The sequence below is a fragment of the Limnohabitans sp. 2KL-51 genome (assembly GCF_003063645.1).
Classification (GTDB): domain Bacteria; phylum Pseudomonadota; class Gammaproteobacteria; order Burkholderiales; family Burkholderiaceae_C; genus Limnohabitans_A.
In genome coordinates this window covers 16,288-32,655 of the sequence record NZ_NESJ01000002.1, presented here as the reverse complement: position 1 = coordinate 32,655, position 16,368 = coordinate 16,288, and the positions used below count along the sequence as shown (strand labels likewise).

Annotated in this window: 14 protein-coding genes; 8 read left to right on the top strand and 6 right to left on the bottom strand. The window is 62.3% G+C overall.

Features of this window, described 5'->3' with window-relative positions; translation table 11 throughout:
- Positions 1-121 precede the first annotated feature (121 nt).
- The 3 genes from B9Z49_RS01795 to B9Z49_RS01785 all read right to left on the bottom strand — a co-directional run bounded on the left by B9Z49_RS01795 (position 122) and on the right by B9Z49_RS01785 (position 3,490).
- Positions 122-1,744 (bottom strand): FMN-binding glutamate synthase family protein, encoded by a 1,623-nt coding sequence (locus tag B9Z49_RS01795; protein ID WP_108351746.1) that lies wholly within the window; start codon positions 1,742-1,744, stop codon positions 122-124.
- 280 nt (positions 1,745-2,024) lie between these two features.
- Positions 2,025-3,179: an FAD-dependent 5-carboxymethylaminomethyl-2-thiouridine(34) oxidoreductase MnmC gene (mnmC, locus tag B9Z49_RS01790; RefSeq protein WP_108351745.1), complete on the bottom strand. Its 1,155-nt coding sequence runs from the start codon at positions 3,177-3,179 to the stop codon at positions 2,025-2,027.
- A gap of 35 nt (positions 3,180-3,214) precedes the next feature.
- Positions 3,215-3,490, bottom strand: coding sequence for an oxidative damage protection protein (locus B9Z49_RS01785; RefSeq protein WP_108351744.1), 276 nt, complete (start codon positions 3,488-3,490; stop codon positions 3,215-3,217).
- Positions 3,491-3,702: 212 nt separating this feature from the next.
- Here B9Z49_RS01785 and B9Z49_RS01780 point away from each other — a divergent pair, with 212 nt between their 5' ends.
- The 6 genes from B9Z49_RS01780 (at position 3,703) to B9Z49_RS01750 (ending at position 11,028) form a co-directional block, all read left to right on the top strand.
- Entirely contained in the window at positions 3,703-4,479 is a 777-nt protein-coding gene (locus tag B9Z49_RS01780; RefSeq protein WP_108351743.1) for a ferredoxin--NADP reductase, read from the top strand.
- Positions 4,480-4,563: 84 nt separating this feature from the next.
- Positions 4,564-5,067, top strand: a complete 504-nt coding sequence (locus B9Z49_RS01775; RefSeq protein WP_108351742.1) for a disulfide bond formation protein B — start codon at positions 4,564-4,566, stop codon at positions 5,065-5,067.
- Positions 5,068-5,226: 159 nt separating this feature from the next.
- Positions 5,227-7,671 carry a sugar transferase gene (locus tag B9Z49_RS22135; RefSeq protein WP_233254466.1) on the top strand — a complete coding sequence of 815 codons (2,445 nt, stop codon included), beginning with the start codon at positions 5,227-5,229 and terminating at the stop codon, positions 7,669-7,671.
- Between the two features lie 8 nt (positions 7,672-7,679).
- Positions 7,680-8,813: a glycosyltransferase gene (locus B9Z49_RS01760; protein WP_146188439.1), complete on the top strand. Its 1,134-nt coding sequence runs from the start codon at positions 7,680-7,682 to the stop codon at positions 8,811-8,813.
- Positions 8,810-9,742 (top strand): glycosyltransferase, encoded by a 933-nt coding sequence (locus B9Z49_RS01755; protein WP_108351740.1) that lies wholly within the window; start codon positions 8,810-8,812, stop codon positions 9,740-9,742. The genes B9Z49_RS01760 and B9Z49_RS01755 overlap by 4 nt, the downstream gene beginning before the upstream one ends.
- Positions 9,739-11,028: a hypothetical protein gene (locus B9Z49_RS01750; RefSeq protein WP_108351739.1), complete on the top strand. Its 1,290-nt coding sequence runs from the start codon at positions 9,739-9,741 to the stop codon at positions 11,026-11,028. The genes B9Z49_RS01755 and B9Z49_RS01750 overlap by 4 nt, the downstream gene beginning before the upstream one ends.
- Before the next feature lie 40 nt (positions 11,029-11,068).
- On the opposite strand, the gene B9Z49_RS01745 is transcribed toward B9Z49_RS01750, so the two are convergent.
- The gene (locus tag B9Z49_RS01745; protein WP_108351738.1) at positions 11,069-11,797 is read right to left on the bottom strand and encodes a bifunctional 2-polyprenyl-6-hydroxyphenol methylase/3-demethylubiquinol 3-O-methyltransferase UbiG; all 729 of its coding nucleotides are present in this window, start codon (positions 11,795-11,797) and stop codon (positions 11,069-11,071) included.
- Positions 11,798-11,889: 92 nt separating this feature from the next.
- On the opposite strand from B9Z49_RS01745, the gene B9Z49_RS01740 reads away from it, so the two are divergent.
- Both B9Z49_RS01740 and B9Z49_RS01735 read left to right on the top strand, forming a co-directional pair.
- Complete coding sequence (locus B9Z49_RS01740; RefSeq protein ID WP_108351737.1) at positions 11,890-12,840, top strand: AEC family transporter; 951 nt, start codon at positions 11,890-11,892, stop codon at positions 12,838-12,840.
- 88 nt (positions 12,841-12,928) lie between these two features.
- The gene (locus B9Z49_RS01735; RefSeq protein ID WP_233254465.1) at positions 12,929-14,086 is read left to right on the top strand and encodes a stealth family protein; all 1,158 of its coding nucleotides are present in this window, start codon (positions 12,929-12,931) and stop codon (positions 14,084-14,086) included.
- 142 nt (positions 14,087-14,228) lie between these two features.
- Here B9Z49_RS01735 and B9Z49_RS01730 read toward each other — a convergent pair whose 3' ends face one another.
- Positions 14,229-15,155, bottom strand: a complete 927-nt coding sequence (locus tag B9Z49_RS01730) for a B12-binding domain-containing protein (protein WP_233254464.1) — start codon at positions 15,153-15,155, stop codon at positions 14,229-14,231.
- 231 nt (positions 15,156-15,386) lie between these two features.
- Positions 15,387-16,367 (bottom strand): glycerophosphodiester phosphodiesterase, encoded by a 981-nt coding sequence (locus B9Z49_RS01725; RefSeq protein WP_233254463.1) that lies wholly within the window; start codon positions 16,365-16,367, stop codon positions 15,387-15,389.
- Position 16,368 lies beyond the last annotated feature (1 nt).

The following is a 16,368-nucleotide window of genomic DNA, read 5'->3' as shown; positions in this document are numbered from 1 at the left end:
ATTGGAAACTGAATGTTGCGAAATGGATGGCTCATTAAACACCAAGCAAGCCCAAAGTTTTGTCGCCAAAGCTGTGGGCTTGTCACCCAAGAAGGCGCACACCCATCGTCAGGGATCTGGTTCAGTTGGGCAGGGGGGCTGCGCCAGCGGGCACGCCCCAATGCCCCGCCTGGCTGGCATGCCAGAACTCGGCAAAGGGACTGGGCAGCGTGTGTGGCTCAGACGGCTCACGCAAGAGTTGATCGGGTGCCAGCGTGTCAATGCTGGAAGCCAGGGTACGGGCCTGTCCCTCGGCATTGCGGCCCATGAGGTGTTGCGCCGTGATGTCGCCCGGTTTTTGCAAACCTGCAGCGCCCACCAAGTCGGCCAGTGCGTGCAATGTGTTGGCATGGAAGTAATACACCCGCTCTGCCTTGTCGGTCACCACGATGGCGCGTTGGCGCACCGGGTCTTGCGTGGCCACACCCGTGGGGCAGTGGTCGGTGTGGCAGCTGCGTGACTGGATGCAGCCCAGGGCAAACATGAAACCCCGCGCCGAATTGCACCAATCGGCCCCCAGCGCCAGGCAACGCGCGATGTCAAAGGCCGAAATCACCTTGCCCGCTGCGCCTATCCTGATCCGATCGCGCAGGCCCGCCCCCACCAAACTGTTGTGCACCAGGCGCAGCCCATCGCGCAGCGGCATGCCCACATGGTCGGCAAACTCGATAGGCGCTGCGCCCGTGCCGCCTTCGGCGCCATCGACCACAATGAAATCCGGTGTTTGGCCGGTTTCCACCATGGCTTTGACCACCGAAAACCATTCAGCGGGATGGCCCACACACAGCTTGATGCCCACGGGCTTGCCGCCGGAGAGTTCGCGCAGTTGTGCGATGAAAGCCAGCATCTCCAACGGCGTGCTGAAGGCCGAGTGCCTAGCCGGGGACACGCAGTCTTGGCCCATGGGCACACCGCGCGCTTCGGCAATCTCTGCGCTGACTTTGGCTTTGGGCAAGACGCCGCCATGGCCCGGCTTGGCCCCTTGTGAGAGTTTCAGCTCGATCATCTTGACTTGGGGCGAGCGGGCTTGCTCGGCAAAGCGCACCGGGTCAAAGCGGCCCTCCGGTGTGCGGCAACCAAAATATCCCGAGGCTATTTGCCAAATCAGATCGCCCCCGGGTTCGCGGTGGTGCCGGGAGATGCTGCCCTCGCCGGTGTCGTGCGCGAATTGCCCCATGGCCGCGCCCTTGTTCAGGGCCTTGACGGCATTGGGCGACAAGGCCCCGAAACTCATGCCGGAAATGTTGAGCAACGACAACGCGTAAGGCTGCTGGCATTGGTGTGTGCCCACCGTGACCCTGAAGCCGGCCGGGTCCAGGTGAGTCGGTTGCATCGAATGCGTGATCCACTCGGTTTGCGCGTTGTACATGTCCTTGATGCTGCCAAATCCGCGCTTGTCGTTTTGCACCTTGGAGCGGGCATAGACCATTGCGCGTTGGCTTCGTGAGAAGGGCAGTTTTTCCTCGTCATCCTCCAGAAAATACTGCCGGATTTCCGGTCGGATGTACTCTAGCCCATAACGGATGCGACCCGTGAGCGGGTAGTTGCGCCGCACCGCCTGTCGGGTTTGGGCGTAATCTATGCAGCCCAGCACAAACAGCAGTCCAAAACCACAGCTGAACCAGATCGAATAGGGCAGTGTCACCAGCGCGGCGGGGGCCGTCACCAGCCAAGGCAAATACCTGGAAAAAGACGGCTGTGCCATGGAAGCTCCTGGAAAGTTAGCCGCTGGTCAGACCCGTCGGGGCCTTAGAAAGTGGCGATGAGCGCTGATATTGAATGATGTGGCTGACTTTGTACAGGGTATTGCTGCAAATGAAATTGATACGGCCCCTTGAAACCTGGAGGACTGGTCAAGGGATAGATTCTTGTAGGAACCCACCCCTGTGGGCGATGGGCGTGGCACACGCCCTGCAAAACATCGCCCACAGGGTGGGCTCCAACTCAAAAAAAATGCAAGCTGAAGTGGCTTGAAATCCTGCCCTTCAAGCGGACGCAAAACGCTCGGCCGCCAAGTGTTTGGCCAAAGCCTCGGACAAGGGCAGGGCTTCCTGGTTCATCCAGGCGGCGGTAAGTTCGCCGCACAGCACGGCCAGGCTGATGCCGCGTGCGCCCATCCCCGTGCTCAGACACAGGCCCGGCAGGCGCAGACGGTCGATGGGCCCGACCGCCGGCAAGCGGTTGGGCAAGGTGCAGCGCAATCCAGCCCAGCCGTGGACTCGGTCCGGCCCGAATTGGGTGGCCATGGCCTCGCCCAAGGTCGGCAAGAGCGTGGCCAAGCGCAGCCGGTTGGCGATGTGGTCCTCTGCCCGCACGGGCGAGTGCGAGCAGTCGCGCTCAAAAGTGGCGCCAATGAACCAGCCGGGTGGCCCCTCGGGCGTGGGCACGCCGCTGATGAAGCTGCCGTGGCCGTTGACCGGAAAAGGTGGCAGCCGCTGGCGCTGGGCCTCAGTCAAGTCGGCCATGAGGCCAAAGCTGACTTGCCCGCGCAGAGGATTCAAAGGCACCGCGAAGCCGGGCAAGGGCTGCAGTAAAGACAAGCTGTCAAAAGCGCTGGCCACCACCAGCCAAGGCGCTTGGGCCAAGGTGTGCCCCTGCGCGTTCAGCACGCCCCAAGTCTGGTCGCGCCGTTCGATGGTGTGCACGGCTTGCGACCACCGCACCTGCACGCCCGGCGTTCGCAGCTGCGCTGCCACCAGTTGCCGGGGCCGGACCCAGCCCGCCTGCTCATGCCAGAGCGCGGGCGTATCGGGCGGCAGGCCCGCGGCAGCGATTTGCGCCGCGCTGGCCGGGGCGCTGTGGTGATCGGAGGTGTTAGAGGGCAGACGACGTTTGCCCGCGAGGTTGTGTTCCAGAACGCCGGTCTGCGCCCAATCGGTACCGCTTTGCAAAAGTGCCTGTGCGCGTTGCAGCGTGGCCTGCACCCCCGCACGCGTGATGCGCGAGAGCACGTTGTCGTCAGGTGAAACGTGGGGGGCGGCCAAGCCCGCAGGCAGGCCCGACGCGCCAGCGCCGACCCCTGGTGCCTGGTCCAGCACCGTGACCGACCAGCCGCGCACGGCAAGACTGTGGGCCACGGCCGAGCCTGACAAGCCAGCGCCTATGACCAGCGCTTGGCGCGTCTCGCAAGCGTAGCTCAAGGGTTCAAAAATGGGGAATCAAGTGCCGCTGGGCATCAGCTGGCGGCAGGGGGCACATAGCCCTGAGCAGCGTCTGCGCCATCACCGAAGAAATGGTTTTCCATTTGGCGCGCCAGGTATTGGCGGGCACGCAAATCGGCCAGGTTCAGGCGGTTTTCATTGACCAGCATGGTCTGGTGCTTGAGCCAGTCGGCCCAGGCCTGCTTGCTCACGCCTTCCCAGATGCGCTTGCCCAACTCGCCGGGGTAAGGCGGAAAATCCAGACCTTCTGCTTCTTTGCCGAGTTTGATGCATTGAACGTTGCGTGCCATGATGATTGTCAGCCTTGATGTATCTTAAGAAGCGCTGGTTATACGGATATAGAATTTCCGTATTTCCAGTTGGAAGCGGTTCACACGAAAATACGGGTTGTTGGTGCAACAGCAACGTGTTTTTTGTGGACTTGCAGGCCGCAACTGTAGCAAGTTTTCAGCATCCCCCCAGGGCTTTGGGTCTCTTGACTCCCCACACACAGCAACACCAAATGAGTGCATTTCTTGAAGAACGCGTTTTAAGCGTTCACCACTGGACCGACCGCCTCTTCAGCTTCACCACCACCCGTGACCAGGCCCTGCGCTTTTCGAATGGGCACTTCACCATGATCGGCCTGCGCGGCGACAACGGCAAACCGCTGTTAAGAGCCTATTCCATTGCCAGTGCCAACTACGAAGAGTATCTGGAGTTTTTGAGCATCAAGGTGCCCGATGGCCCGCTGACCTCCAGGCTGCAGCACATCCAGGTGGGCGACACCATCGTGGTCGGCCGCAAGCCCACCGGCACCTTGCTCATCGATTATTTGCTGCCCGGCAAGAACCTTTACCTCATGGGCACAGGCACCGGTCTGGCACCGTTCATGAGCATCATCCGCGACCCCGAAACTTACGAGCGCTTTGAAAAAGTGATCCTGGTGCACGGTGTGCGTCAGGTCAATGAACTGGCTTACCACGACTACATCACAAAAGAGTTGCCTGCCCACGAGTTTCTGGGCGAGATGGTGAGCCAGCAACTGCTGTACTACCCCACCGTGACCCGCGAGCCCTACCAAAATCAGGGCCGCGTAACGGACCTGATGGAAAGCGGCAAGTTGTTTGCCGACCTGCGCCTGCCCCCGCTCAACCCCGAGACCGACCGCGTCATGATTTGTGGTTCGCCCGAAATGCTCAAGGACCTCAAGCGCATTTGCGAAGCGCGTGGCCTCAAAGAGGGCAACACCAGCACGCCGGGTGCTTTCGTGATCGAGCGGGCATTTGCCGACGCCTGAGGCCCGCAGGGCTTTGTTCAACCGATCGCTCACACCTGTACCGACACGGGGGAACAATGCCCCCTTGTTTTTTGAAGAGACCTCATGAAACTGTCCGTTATCTCTCCCCAACGCTGGATGTTGTTGATGGCCTTGTCAGGCATCGGCATGCTGGCCTTCGGCTTGTATTTGCAACACGTGGTGGGTTTGAACCCATGCCCCATGTGCATCGTGCAGCGCTACGCATTGGTTGGCGTGGTGGTGCTGGCTTTGATCGGCTGGCGTTTGAGCGGCATAGGCTTGGCTGCATCCAGTCTGCTTTTGACCCTCGCTGCGGGCTTTGGCGCATTCACCGCCGCCCGCCAAAGCTGGCTGCAGTGGTACCCGCCCGAGGTGGTCAACTGCGGGCGCGACTTTTACGGCATGGTCGAAAACTTCCCGCTCAACCGCGCCATCCCCATGATCTTCAAAGGCAGCGGTGACTGCAGCAAGATCGACTGGACCTTTTTGGGCGGATCGATCGCCAACTGGTCGTTCGTCTGCTTTGTGCTGTTTGGCTTGCTGGGACTTTGGGTGGCCATACAGTCCCGCTCGGCTCATACGTCATAACTGAGCGGCAGCGCCGGGTTGAACTGGCGTTTTTCCACGGCCAATCTGGATGGACGGGCTGACCGGCGGCCCTGCGCTGTGGCTGGCCCTGGGTTTTTCGGGCTGACCCTGGCGCAGCCCGTTCAAGGTGACAATACCGGCTCCTTCTGTTGCCCCTGCATGTCTGCCCCTGTTCATCCCCCCGTTCCCCATGTTGTCCTGGTCATCACCAAAGGCGAAGCCGGTGGTGCCCAGACGCATGTGCTGGAGCTGTGCCGCGCCCTGCAGGGCCGGGTGCGCTTCACGGTGGTGATTGGCGGTAACGACACACACAGCGTGCTGGGTCAAGCCCTGGGTGATTTGGGCATTGCGGTGCTGGCGTTGCCGAGTTTGCAAAACTCGCTCAACCCCCTCAAGGTGATCACTTCGGTGCGGGCCATGCTGGCGCATTTGCGCGTGCTGCAGCCCGATGTCATCCATGCCCACAGCGCTGTGGCGGGGGTGATCGCACGTCTGGCGGGCAAGCTGCGGCAAATTCCGGTGGTCTACACGGTGCATGGCTTTGGCTTCAAGTCGCAAGCGCCTTGGCTGATTCGCACCAACGCCTGGCTGGCCGAGGCCGTGCTGGCCGCCTGGACCACGCGCATGGTTTGCGTGTCGGCCTACGAAAAACAATTGGCTGCGCGTTTGCCCATGCCGCCCGAGCGGGTGAGTGTGGTGCACAACGCGCTGGCCGATGTGCCTTGGCGCAGCGACATGAGCACCCAGCCCCCGAGCCTGGTCATGGTGGCCCGCATGGCCGCGCCCAAGCGGCCCGATGTTTTGATCGAGGCCCTGGCCCTGCTGGCACAAATTGGCCTGCAGCCCCCAACCCGAATTTTGGGGGGTGGGCCGGACCTGGCCCGTCACCAACAAGCCGCCGCCCCGATGCCGCACATCCAACTGGAGGGTGACGTGATCGACGTGGCCCAGCGCCTGGCGCAGCACCAGATTTTTGTGCTCTTGTCCGACCACGAGGGCCTGCCGATCTCCATTCTGGAGGCCATGCGCGCGGGCATGGCGATTGTGGCCACGCGCTTGCCCGGCATAGAAGAAATGCTCACGCACGAGGAAAGCGCCTGGCTGGTGCCCAACACCCCGCAGGCCGTGGCCGATGCGCTGCAGACCCTGCTGGCCGATGCCCCCTTGCGCCAGCGGCTGGGCAGCGCCGCACGCGCGCGCTACGAAGCCCAGTTTCAGCCCCAAGCCATGGCCGAGCCGGTGCTGGCCATTTACCAACAAGCGCCCTTGATGCACACCGCCCGCTGGCCCATGACGCGTCCGCGCCGCCACACCCAGCAACTGGCCTCGCAGCAAGCGCACCGCCAAAGCGCCCACTTGGTCTGGAGCCTGCTGGGCTTGGCGATGATCGGCCTGGCCTACGCCATCAGCCAGGCCCTGATGGCCAGTGGCCTGGCCACGGTGGACTTTGGGCGCACTGTGCTGGCCAGTCTGGTGCCCTATGCGTTGGCGGCGCACCTGCTGTACCGGGGGGCGCACATGCCTGCGGCCGAACGCGGCCCCCTGCTGCTGGTCACCACTGGCTTGCCGTTTTGGCTCACGCCCTTGGCTTTTGCCTTGCTGCAGCAGCCCTATTCACGCGGCGCTTTGCTTTTGACCTATGTGCTGTGCACCTTCTGGTTTTGGCTGGCCGACCAGTGGTTTTTGCGGCACCGGCCTTTGCGTCTGGTGTACCAAGACCCGCGTGTGCCCGTCCTGCTGGCCCCCTGGCTGCCCGCGCCCGACGGCCAGGGTTTGCTGCGCATCCGCTTGCTGCCCTGGCCCGAGCAGGGCATGCCACCTGGCACGGCGCTGGCGTGTGACGGCGCGGTCGTGTTGCCTGCTAAGTCTTTACCCCCCAGACCCGAGCGTCAGCGTTTTTTGACTGCGCTCAAGCTGCAGCACATCCGCCTCTACAGCCCCGAGACCTTGCAGCAAAGCCTGACCGGGCGCATGGCGAACGAGACCCTGCAAAACGAGCTGTGGCAAACCGATGGCAACCCGGCGTACGACCTGGTCAAGCGCCTCATCGATGTGAGCGTGGTGCTGGCCCTGCTGCCGCTGTGGTTGCCGCTGGCGTTGTTGGTGGCCGGTGGTGTCAAGATTGACTCGCCCGGCCCGGCCCTGTTTAGCCAGCGGCGCACGGGCATGCACGGCCAAAGTTTCCGAATCTGGAAGTTCCGCAGCATGCGCCACGAAACGCAACTTAGCCCCCAGTTCGCCCAGGCCAACGACACGCGCATCACCCGCTTCGGGCATTGGATTCGCCGCACCCGGCTCGATGAAATTCCGCAGCTGTTCAACGTGCTGATGGGGCACATGAGCCTGATCGGCCCACGCCCCGAGCAAGACGGTTTTGTGCAGCAGTTTGCCGAGCAAATGCCCAGCTACCCCTACCGACACCTGGTGCGCCCCGGCCTGACCGGCTGGGCCCAGGTGCAGCAAGGTTATGCGGCCAGTGCCGATGAAACCGCCATCAAACTCAGCTACGACCTTTACTACATCACGCACTACAGTCTGGCCATGGACTTGCTGATCGTGTTCAAAACCATCCAGACCGTGCTGACCGGGCGCGGTGCGCGCTGAGCCTGCCCATGTCAAGCCCTCGCCACCTCTTGTTGTTGACCGAAGAGTCCGGCGTGGGCGGGGTACAGACCACGCTGCATTGGCTCGAATCGGGCCTGGCCGAGCGCGGCTGGCAAGTCACGCGGCTGCCGGTGCGCCAGGGGCGGCCATCATTGTGGGCCTGCTGGCAGGCGGCGCGGCGGGCGCAGGTGCTGGTGGCCTCCAACAACTTCAGGCCGGCCTATGCGGCGGTGGCCCTGGCTTGGTTGGCCCGCAGGCCCAGCGTGGTTTGGGTGCACGGCCCTTTGCATGAGGTGTTGCAGCAAGCTGGGACTTCGCGCCTCAAAATAGGTTGGCTGCGCACGGTTTACCAAAGGGCCAGCCAACTGGTGTGCGCCTCACAGACCTCGTATGACAGCCTGCTGCGCGTGATGGCGGGTGCCCGGTGTGCAGCCCCTCAAAACCTGAGCGTGATCCGCAACCCGGCGGTCTTGCCCGGTGCGGGCCAAGATGACGCCGCCATGCCTGCCACCGAGGTCATGGCGCTGGGCTTTGTCGGCCGCTTGTCGCCCGAAAAACAGCCTTTGCAATTGCTGCCCATGCTGCGCCTTTTGCCTGCCGCTTGCCAACTGCATGTGGTAGGCGATGGCGAGTTGATGGGCGCGATGCGCAGCGCCGGACAAGACCTGCTGGCCCAAGGCCGCTTGCACCTGCACGGCCAGCAAACCGTGAGCGCACAGACCTATCGGGCCTGGCGGGCCACGGTGCTGTGCTCGCGCTACGAGGGTTACCCCATGACGGCGCTGGAGTCGCTGGCCTGCGGCGTGCCCTGCGTGAGCACACCCATCCCCGCGATGCAGGAAATGCTGGGCACGCAGGCCCCGCTCTGGCTGGCGCGCGATGACAGCCCCGCCGCGCTGGCCCAGGCGGTACAGCGCTGCCTGGCGCAAGCGCCGGCCGAGCGGCAAGCGGCCATTGACCTGTTGCAACAACAGCACCGCCTAGAGGCCTTTGTGCAGGCCTGGGACCAAGTGCTCACTCGATTGCTGCAACGGAGAGGGAAGGGGCTAAAGCAAGGACCAAAGCAAGGGCCAAGGCAGGGCCATGTTGCGGTACAAACGGACGCATCGCGCGATGACACCTCCTCAGGAGGGCGGTCGTGATCACTGTCCACTTTGTGCACGGCGCCCGCTCTTATTTGCCTGAGTTGGCCGCTTACCAGGCCCATATCGAGCACCTGGGCCATGCCGTGCAGATGCACACCCAGGCCTACACCGTGCCTGAAGACGCCCAGGCCGTGTGGTGGATTTGCGGCCGCGTGCCTGCAGACCAAGCCCGACGCTTGAAAGGCGCGGTGCAGGTGCACGAATACGCCTCGGCCAGCGTGGCCCCCTTGGCTTGGCTCAAGGACCGCATCAAACAGTGGCAGCACCCGGTGCCTGACTTTCGGGTGTTCCAAAGCGACTGGGTGCGCCAGCGCATGGGCTTTGGCGACAACGCGACTGGCGCTGTGCCCTACGCCCTGCGCGACATGGGGGTGCCCGACTTTTTTTTGACGGCGCAAGCGCTGCAGCCGCCCGAGTTTGACCTGGTCTATCTGGGCGAGATGCGCCGATTGCTGCACTTTGTGCCGCTGTTGCAAGCACTAGGGCAAGCGGGATTGAGCTTGCTGCTGGTGGGCGATGTGCCCCCGGCTTTGCAAGAGCGCCTGGCCACGCTGGGCCACATCCAGAGCACCGGGCGTGTGCCGCAAGACCAAGTGCCTGCGCAACTGCTGCGGGCCCGTGCGGGCTTGAACCTGATGCCCGATGTGTTGCCTTTGAGTGAGCAAACGTCCACCAAGATGCTGGAGTACTTGGCGCTGGGCTTGCCCGTCATCAGCAATTCTTATGCTTGGGCGCAGCGCACCGCGTTGGTCCATGCCGGGCGGGTGCAACTGCTGGACGTGCAAGCTGCAGCGCCCGAATGGCTAGCCGCCGTTCAGCGTCTGCCCACGCTTCAAACCGATCGCCAGCACCTGCAGTCCTTGCGCTGGTCTCAGCAGCTGCAAGGCTTGCCGGTGTGGGCCACCTTGTTTAGGGCCGACAGATGAAACGGTGGAAAGTTTGGCAATCCTTGCCCCGCGCCACAGCCCCCGCCGCCCTGGGCAGCTTGGTGTCGTTGGCAGCGCAGGGTTTTTTGGCGCTCGCACTGTTTCGGCTGTTCAGCCCCGAAGAGGTGGGGGTGTTTTCTGCCACCAGCCAACTGGCCTTTTTCTGGGCCAGCTTGGCACTGGCGCAAAGCCCTTTGAGCCTGCTGGCCGAGCGTGACCAAGAGCCCCGCGCCGCCGCGCGCCGCGCCTGGCGGCAAAGCGCCTGGCGCATGCTGTGGCTGGCCCCGGTGGCGGCGCTGGGGGCGGTTTGGTCGGGTTTGGGACAAGCGGCGCAGGTTTGGGCCTGGGCTGCCGCCTTGGGCCTGACACAGCTGAGCTGGCTGCTGGCGCAAAGCCTGACTTTGCGGGTGGGCAGCCTTTGGTCCATGGGATTGGTGCGCATGGTGCCGCCCGTGCTGGCAGCAACCGCGGCGGTGCTGGGGGCCGTGCTTTTCCCGGAGCGTGGCGAGGGCCTCGAGCTGCCCGTACTTTTGGTGTCGGCCTGCTTGGGCTACCTGGTTGGGGCCGCGTGGATGTGGCTAGCTTTTCAACCGGCGTCACCTGCTGACCTGGCTTTGTCAGCCGAAGCAGGCAGCGACTTGCAGCTAGCCCAGTCAGCTGCGCCGACTTCTTCCGACCCGCGCAGTGCCCGACTCAAGATGCTGCATACCCTCACCGACGGCCTGGCCGCCACGGCGCTGGCGCTGAGCTGGCCCGCCCACTACGGCGTGCAAGAAGCCGGCTGGCTGCTGGCGCTGCTGCGCCTCTTGAGCTTTATTCCGGCGCTGGTGCACACGGCCTGGGCGCAGGTGGTGCTCAGCAGCGATACCCAGGTGCGGCTGCGGCCGATTCATGTGGCCTATGGCGCGTCTGCGCTGGTGTTGGGCGTGGGGGCGTTGGTGTCAGCAGCGGTACTTTGGGGTTGGCTTGATGCGCGTTGGCAAGGCCTTTTGAACTTCGTCTGGCCGCTCGTTGCATGGCAAATGGCGGCCTGCTTCATGGCTGCTTTTGCGCATTTGCCCTTCCAAAAAGGGTTGGCGGCGATGTACTCGTGGCTGTGTGTTGGCATCAACGCGGTTTTTATCGCCTTGTGCCTGGTTGGGTCTGCGGTCTTTGATTTCACCGCCAGCGCGCACCTGGGCTGGATTTCTGCTTTCATGGTCCTGAGCCTTGGGGCCTTGGTGCTGTGGATCGCTCTCAGCCCGTTTCGGCATGCGGTGGCGCCCGGCAGTTCTGAAGCGCTTTGAGCACAGGATGCAGGCCGAGTCCAAGGCATGGGCTCGCGTTTCAAGCCCGGGGTCGCGCCACCACCACCACGTTGTCGGCCCATATCGGACGCCAGTTCGCCAGAGCCGACAGCACCTTTCCTTTGAAAGAGGTGGCCGGGGCGATCTGGCAACTCCAGAATTGTTCGGGCGCATAGCCGCCCCTGCTGAGCAACTTGGCTACGGTGAAGGGTGAATACCAGCACAAGTGGTCGGTATTGATGCGCTCGACATTGCCCAGGCTGTTCCGGAAATTGCGCAGGCTCAGCCCATTGGGCACCGAAACGATCAAGGGCACTTGAGGCAGGACCTGAGTTATGCGGCGCAAGAAAGCCACCGGCTCTTGCAGGTGCTCCAGCACATCGGGCAGCAGCACATGGGTGGGGGCAAACCGCACGGCCAGCTCGGCAAACTCGGTTGAAAACACGTCCAGGCAGTGCAGGTGGGGTACGCCCAGGCCTTGTGCCAAGGCTACGGCTTGGGCATCGATGTCCACTCCCATGCAAAACTGGCTGTGGGCGATGACATCGTCGTGGAGCCAAGTGCCTTGCACGCGTTTGTCGGTAATCAGGGGACCATGGTCGGCAAAGCCCAGGTGCAGCACTCGCCCGCCTGCGATCAGACCGCTGAGTGTGGCGTTGCGGCCGTGGGATTGAAATTGCAAGGGCAAGCACGAAGCCCGGTCAGCCTCGAATTGCCGATCGGTCAGCACATCCAACAGGTCAGAAACGGGTTTTTGAAGAGGCGGCATAAAAAATACAATAGACGATTGAAGATTTTAAGCAGAGGTCGCGTGTGACGGTTTGGCGCTTTGCACTTGGCGAAACACACTGAACGGTTGGAATGAACGCGACTTTAGAAATACTGGGCATCACCGTCCCGATTTACCTGACCATTGCCCTGGGTTATGTGTGCACGCGCATGGGGCTGTTTGCCAAGGCCGAGATGCAGGTGTTTGGGCGTTTCACGCTGCAGCTGGCCCTGCCTGCATTGCTATTCAACGCGCTCTCGCAACGCAGCGTGGCGGAGATCCTGAACCTGAACTATTTGCTGGCCTATGCCCTGGGGTCTTTGCTGGTGATTGGGCTGGGCCTGTGGTGGGCGCGCAAGGTACTGGGCCAGAGCCTGAGTTACAGCAGCATGATGGCCATGGGCATGTCGTGCCCGAACAGCGGCTTTGTGGGTTACCCCATCATTTTGTTGTCTTTTGGCCCGGTGGCGGGGGTGGCGCTGGCTTTGAACATGGTGGTCGAAAACTTTTTGCTGTTGCCTTTGCTGCTGGCCATTGCTGACGCGCAGGGCCAGCCCGGGCAGTGGAAAAGCGTGTTGCTGCAGACCTTGAAAAACGTGCTTAGTAACCCCATGATTTGGGGCGTGGTGGCGGGTTTTGCGTTTTCGCTCTCTGGCCTGCAGATGCCTGCGCCTGTGGCGCGTACCGTCGATTTGTTTGCGCAGTCCAGCGCTGTGCTGGCGCTGTTTGTGATTGGTGGCTCTTTGGTGGGCTTGCAGGCGCGGGGGCTGCAGGGAACGGTGCTGCCGATTGCTCTGGGCAAGCTGGTGCTGCACCCGCTGGCCATGTGGGCGGTGCTGGTGTGGCTGGTGCCGATTGCAGATCCGGCTTTGCGGGCCGCAGCTTTGCTCACCGGGGCCATGCCCATGCTCGGCATCTTCACCATCTTGTACCAGCGCCACGGCCACAGCACGGTGAGCGCTGCGGCTTTGTTGGTGACCACAGTGCTGTCGTTCTTCACACTCAGTGCGCTGCTGTGGCTCTTGCAGGTGCACCCTGTGTGATGGGGCTTTGTCGGCCCTTAAGGTCAGTGGCCCCGACACCGGGGTGGGTATTGAAAATGCGTTCGTGGCCCGCTGATAGACTTGCCGCTTGAAAAATTTCAGACCCTCCACTGCCCGCACCACCGCCCGAGTGCCCTCAGACCCAGCGCACGCTGGCATGCACCATCTGCCCGAAGAGCCGATTGACGTGGTTTATTTGTGGGTGGACGGCAACGATTCGAGCTGGCGAGCCAAGCGCCAAGCTGCTTTGGCGCAATTGCCCCGCGACACGGGCGCGGCCATGGCGCGTTACAGCAATGTGGAGGGCCGCTTTCGGGACAACCATGAACTGCGCTACAGCTTGCGGGCGCTGGAGAAATTTTTCCCGCAACACGGCCATGTGTATATCGTGACCGATGCGCAAGCGCCGGACTGGCTGCGCCCCTCGGACCGATTGACGTTGGTGGACCACCGTGAGCTGATGCCCGAGGCCTCTTTGCCTACCTTTGACTCGGGCCACATTGAATCGTGGATTCACCACATTCCGGGCTTGTCCGAGCGTTATTTTTACTTCAACGACGATGTGTTTTTGGGCGCGCCTTTGAACCCGGCCGACTGGTTCACGCCCAACGGGTTTTACCTGACCTGGTCAGACGAGCCGCCCGTCACCGACGAGGCCATGCGCATGGACGCAACTTCGCTGGAGAACGCTTGCCGCTTATCGATAGAGTGGCTGAGGGCGCAAGACGCGCTTTACCAAAGCACATTTCGCACGTTTGCCCATTCGCCCCGGCCCATGCGGCGCTCGCTGCTGCTTGCGCTGGAGGGCGCGGCCCCCGAGTTGTTTGCGGGTGTGCGCTCGACGGTTTTCCGAAGCTGGGACAAGCCGACCATCGTGTCGGACTTTGTGCTGCGTTGGGCGCTGGCACACAGCTTGGCACAGATGCGCACTTACCGTCACCGCCATGTGTCCACGGGTGACGTCGATCAGCATTCCCAACTGCAGGCCTTGGCGGCCGAGTTCGGTGCGCTTGATTTCTTTTGCATCAACGACACCACAGATGACGCGCACTTGGACGATCCGCGTTTGCAACAGGTGCAGTCGGTGCTGCAGGCGATGCTGCCGCAGGCTTCGGGCTTTGAGCAGTCACAGGGCATTGCGGTGAGCGGGTCGGCCGTGCTGGCCGGGGCCGCCGAGATTAACCAAGGGGTGCAAGCGGCAGCGGCCCACCAAACCCCGGTGTCAGGATCGCGCCGCAGGGCTTGATGAAAAACGCAAGTTCAGGATGAAGATGACAAGCAAGTTGAGGAGGGCAACCTCACTGCAAAAGCGGGACTGCAGCCCAGCACTCAGGACGCAGCCCAGTGCTCGGGATCGAAGCCCAGTGCTCGGGATCGAAGCCCTTAGCTCAGGCGTTGGCCACCGGGCTGGGGCCTTCGCGAAAAGAGGCCGCCAGCGCCACGGCTTCTTTCACGTCCACGCAAATGCCGTCGGCGCCCAAGCTGCGAGCGTCATGTTTTTGCAAAGTGAAAATGGGGCCGCCGAGCAGCACGCCCGGTTCGGGGTTGCCCGATGCGGCCTTGAGGGCGCGGATCAGACCGGGCAGGGCTTTGAGTTGCGTTTCGGTGGCGCACGAGATACCAATGACGTCAAACCACTCGTTGTTGACCGCGTGCACCAGCTCTTTTTCGGAGACTGAAATTTCGATGACCACGTCCCAGCCGGCTTTTCGAAAGAAGTCGGACACGATGGTCATGCCCAAAAAATGCTGCGAGCCTGGGGCTGAGGCCAACATGATGCGCTTTACGTCGCCGCCCAGTTGCGGACCGTTTTGGTATTCGAAGCCCAGGCGGTGTGTGATCTCGTGCATGCGCACCAGGCCACAAGTGACTTCGGTGAAGTCGCACAGGTCTTGATCCCACATCTGGCCCAGCTGCCGCGCAGCAGGGGCGATCAGATCCAGGAAAATCCGGTCGGTGGTGACGCCCTGGTGCAGCAGCTCGTCGACGAATTGGGTGGTTTCGCTGGCCTGACTGGATTTGCTCAGGGCCACAAACGTGGCCAGTTGTTTGGGCGAGATGCCAGGGCCCAGTGCGGCGGGGTCAACTTCGGGCAAGGACACCCGGTGAGCTTGCACCAGGCGTGGAATGATCTGGGTCTCGATGGCCTCGGTCAAAGACCTTTTGCACTCTTCTTGTGCATTCAAGGCGTCGGCTTTGTTGGGCTGCGACCGAAAGGCGCTCAATTGCTGCCCCAGGGACGACATGAGCGTGAGCAATGCGCTTGTGTGTCCCTTCAACGGGTTGAAGTGGAGGCCCGGTAAATTGAGGTACATGGAAAAGTCCAAGAGTGTCCTTAGACCTTAACGGTTTCAAGGCCTTATCGCAAGACTCTAGGGGCAAGGAGGTCTAGGGGTAATCACCTGTAAAAAGTGTCCATTGAGGTCTTTTTGGGCCTATTCCAGTCTCTCGCGCAGAGGATGAGCCTGGCGCGAAGTGATATCGCCGACAACGAGGCCAGGCAGCGGGTCTGACGTTTTTTTGCCTCATGCCTTCAAGCCCGTGGCTTACCAGCGGAGGCCGCGCGCTTTGAGCAGTTCGATCGCGATGTCTGGGCGGTCTGTCACCAGGCCGTCTACCCCCAAGTCCAGCATCTGGCCCATGGTTTCGCGGTCGTTCACGGTCCAGGCCAGCACTTTGAGGCCCAGGCTTTGGGCCTCGCGCACTTTCTGGGCATCCAGCTCCCGCCAGAACGACGACCAATGCGTGCCGCCAGCGGCTTTGATCATTTTGGGCACCGAGCCGTGTTGCGCGTGCTGAAACCCCGCAGTCCAGGCCGAGGGTTGGCCTGCCTTGATGCCCAGGTTGTCCAAAGCCGCCAGTTGCGCCGTGATGTAAACCGTGGGCATGCCAGGGGCGGTTTTTTGCACGGCCTGCAGGGTGCGCCAGTCGAAGGACAAAATCTGCACCCGCTCGCTCATGCTGTGTTCCTTGATCTCCTTGAGCAGCAGCTGCACAAAGCGCTCGGGGTCTGGCGTTTGGTCGGGGCGCTGTGGCGTGATTTTGGTTTCGATGGCGAATTTGACTTGCGTGTGGCCTTGGGCCTTGACCAGCTCGAACAGGTCTTTCAAACGGGGAATGCGAACACCGTCCAAGTCCTTTTGCGCTGAAAAAGTCTGGGCGTAGCGCGATGTTGGCTTGATGCGTCCGACATCGTAGCTTTGCAGTCGTTCAAACGTCAGTTGCCGGATGTCAGGGCCTTTGTTGCTCAGAAAGCGCCCTTGCGCGTCGCGGGTGATGTCGGGGTTCAAAGCCGGATCGTGGCTGATCACCAGCACATCGTCCTGTGTGACCACCACGTCCAGCTCGAGGGTGGTCACACCCATTTGCAGTGCCAAGGCAAAGGAGGGCAGGGTGTTTTCGGCCAGCAGGCCGCGTGCGCCCCGGTGGCCTTGCAGGTCAATGGTGCGTTGCGCTGGGCTGGGCAGGCTCAAGGCCATCAGCAGTGCGCACAAGGCGACTTTCAGGCGCATCCGATGGCTGTTCATG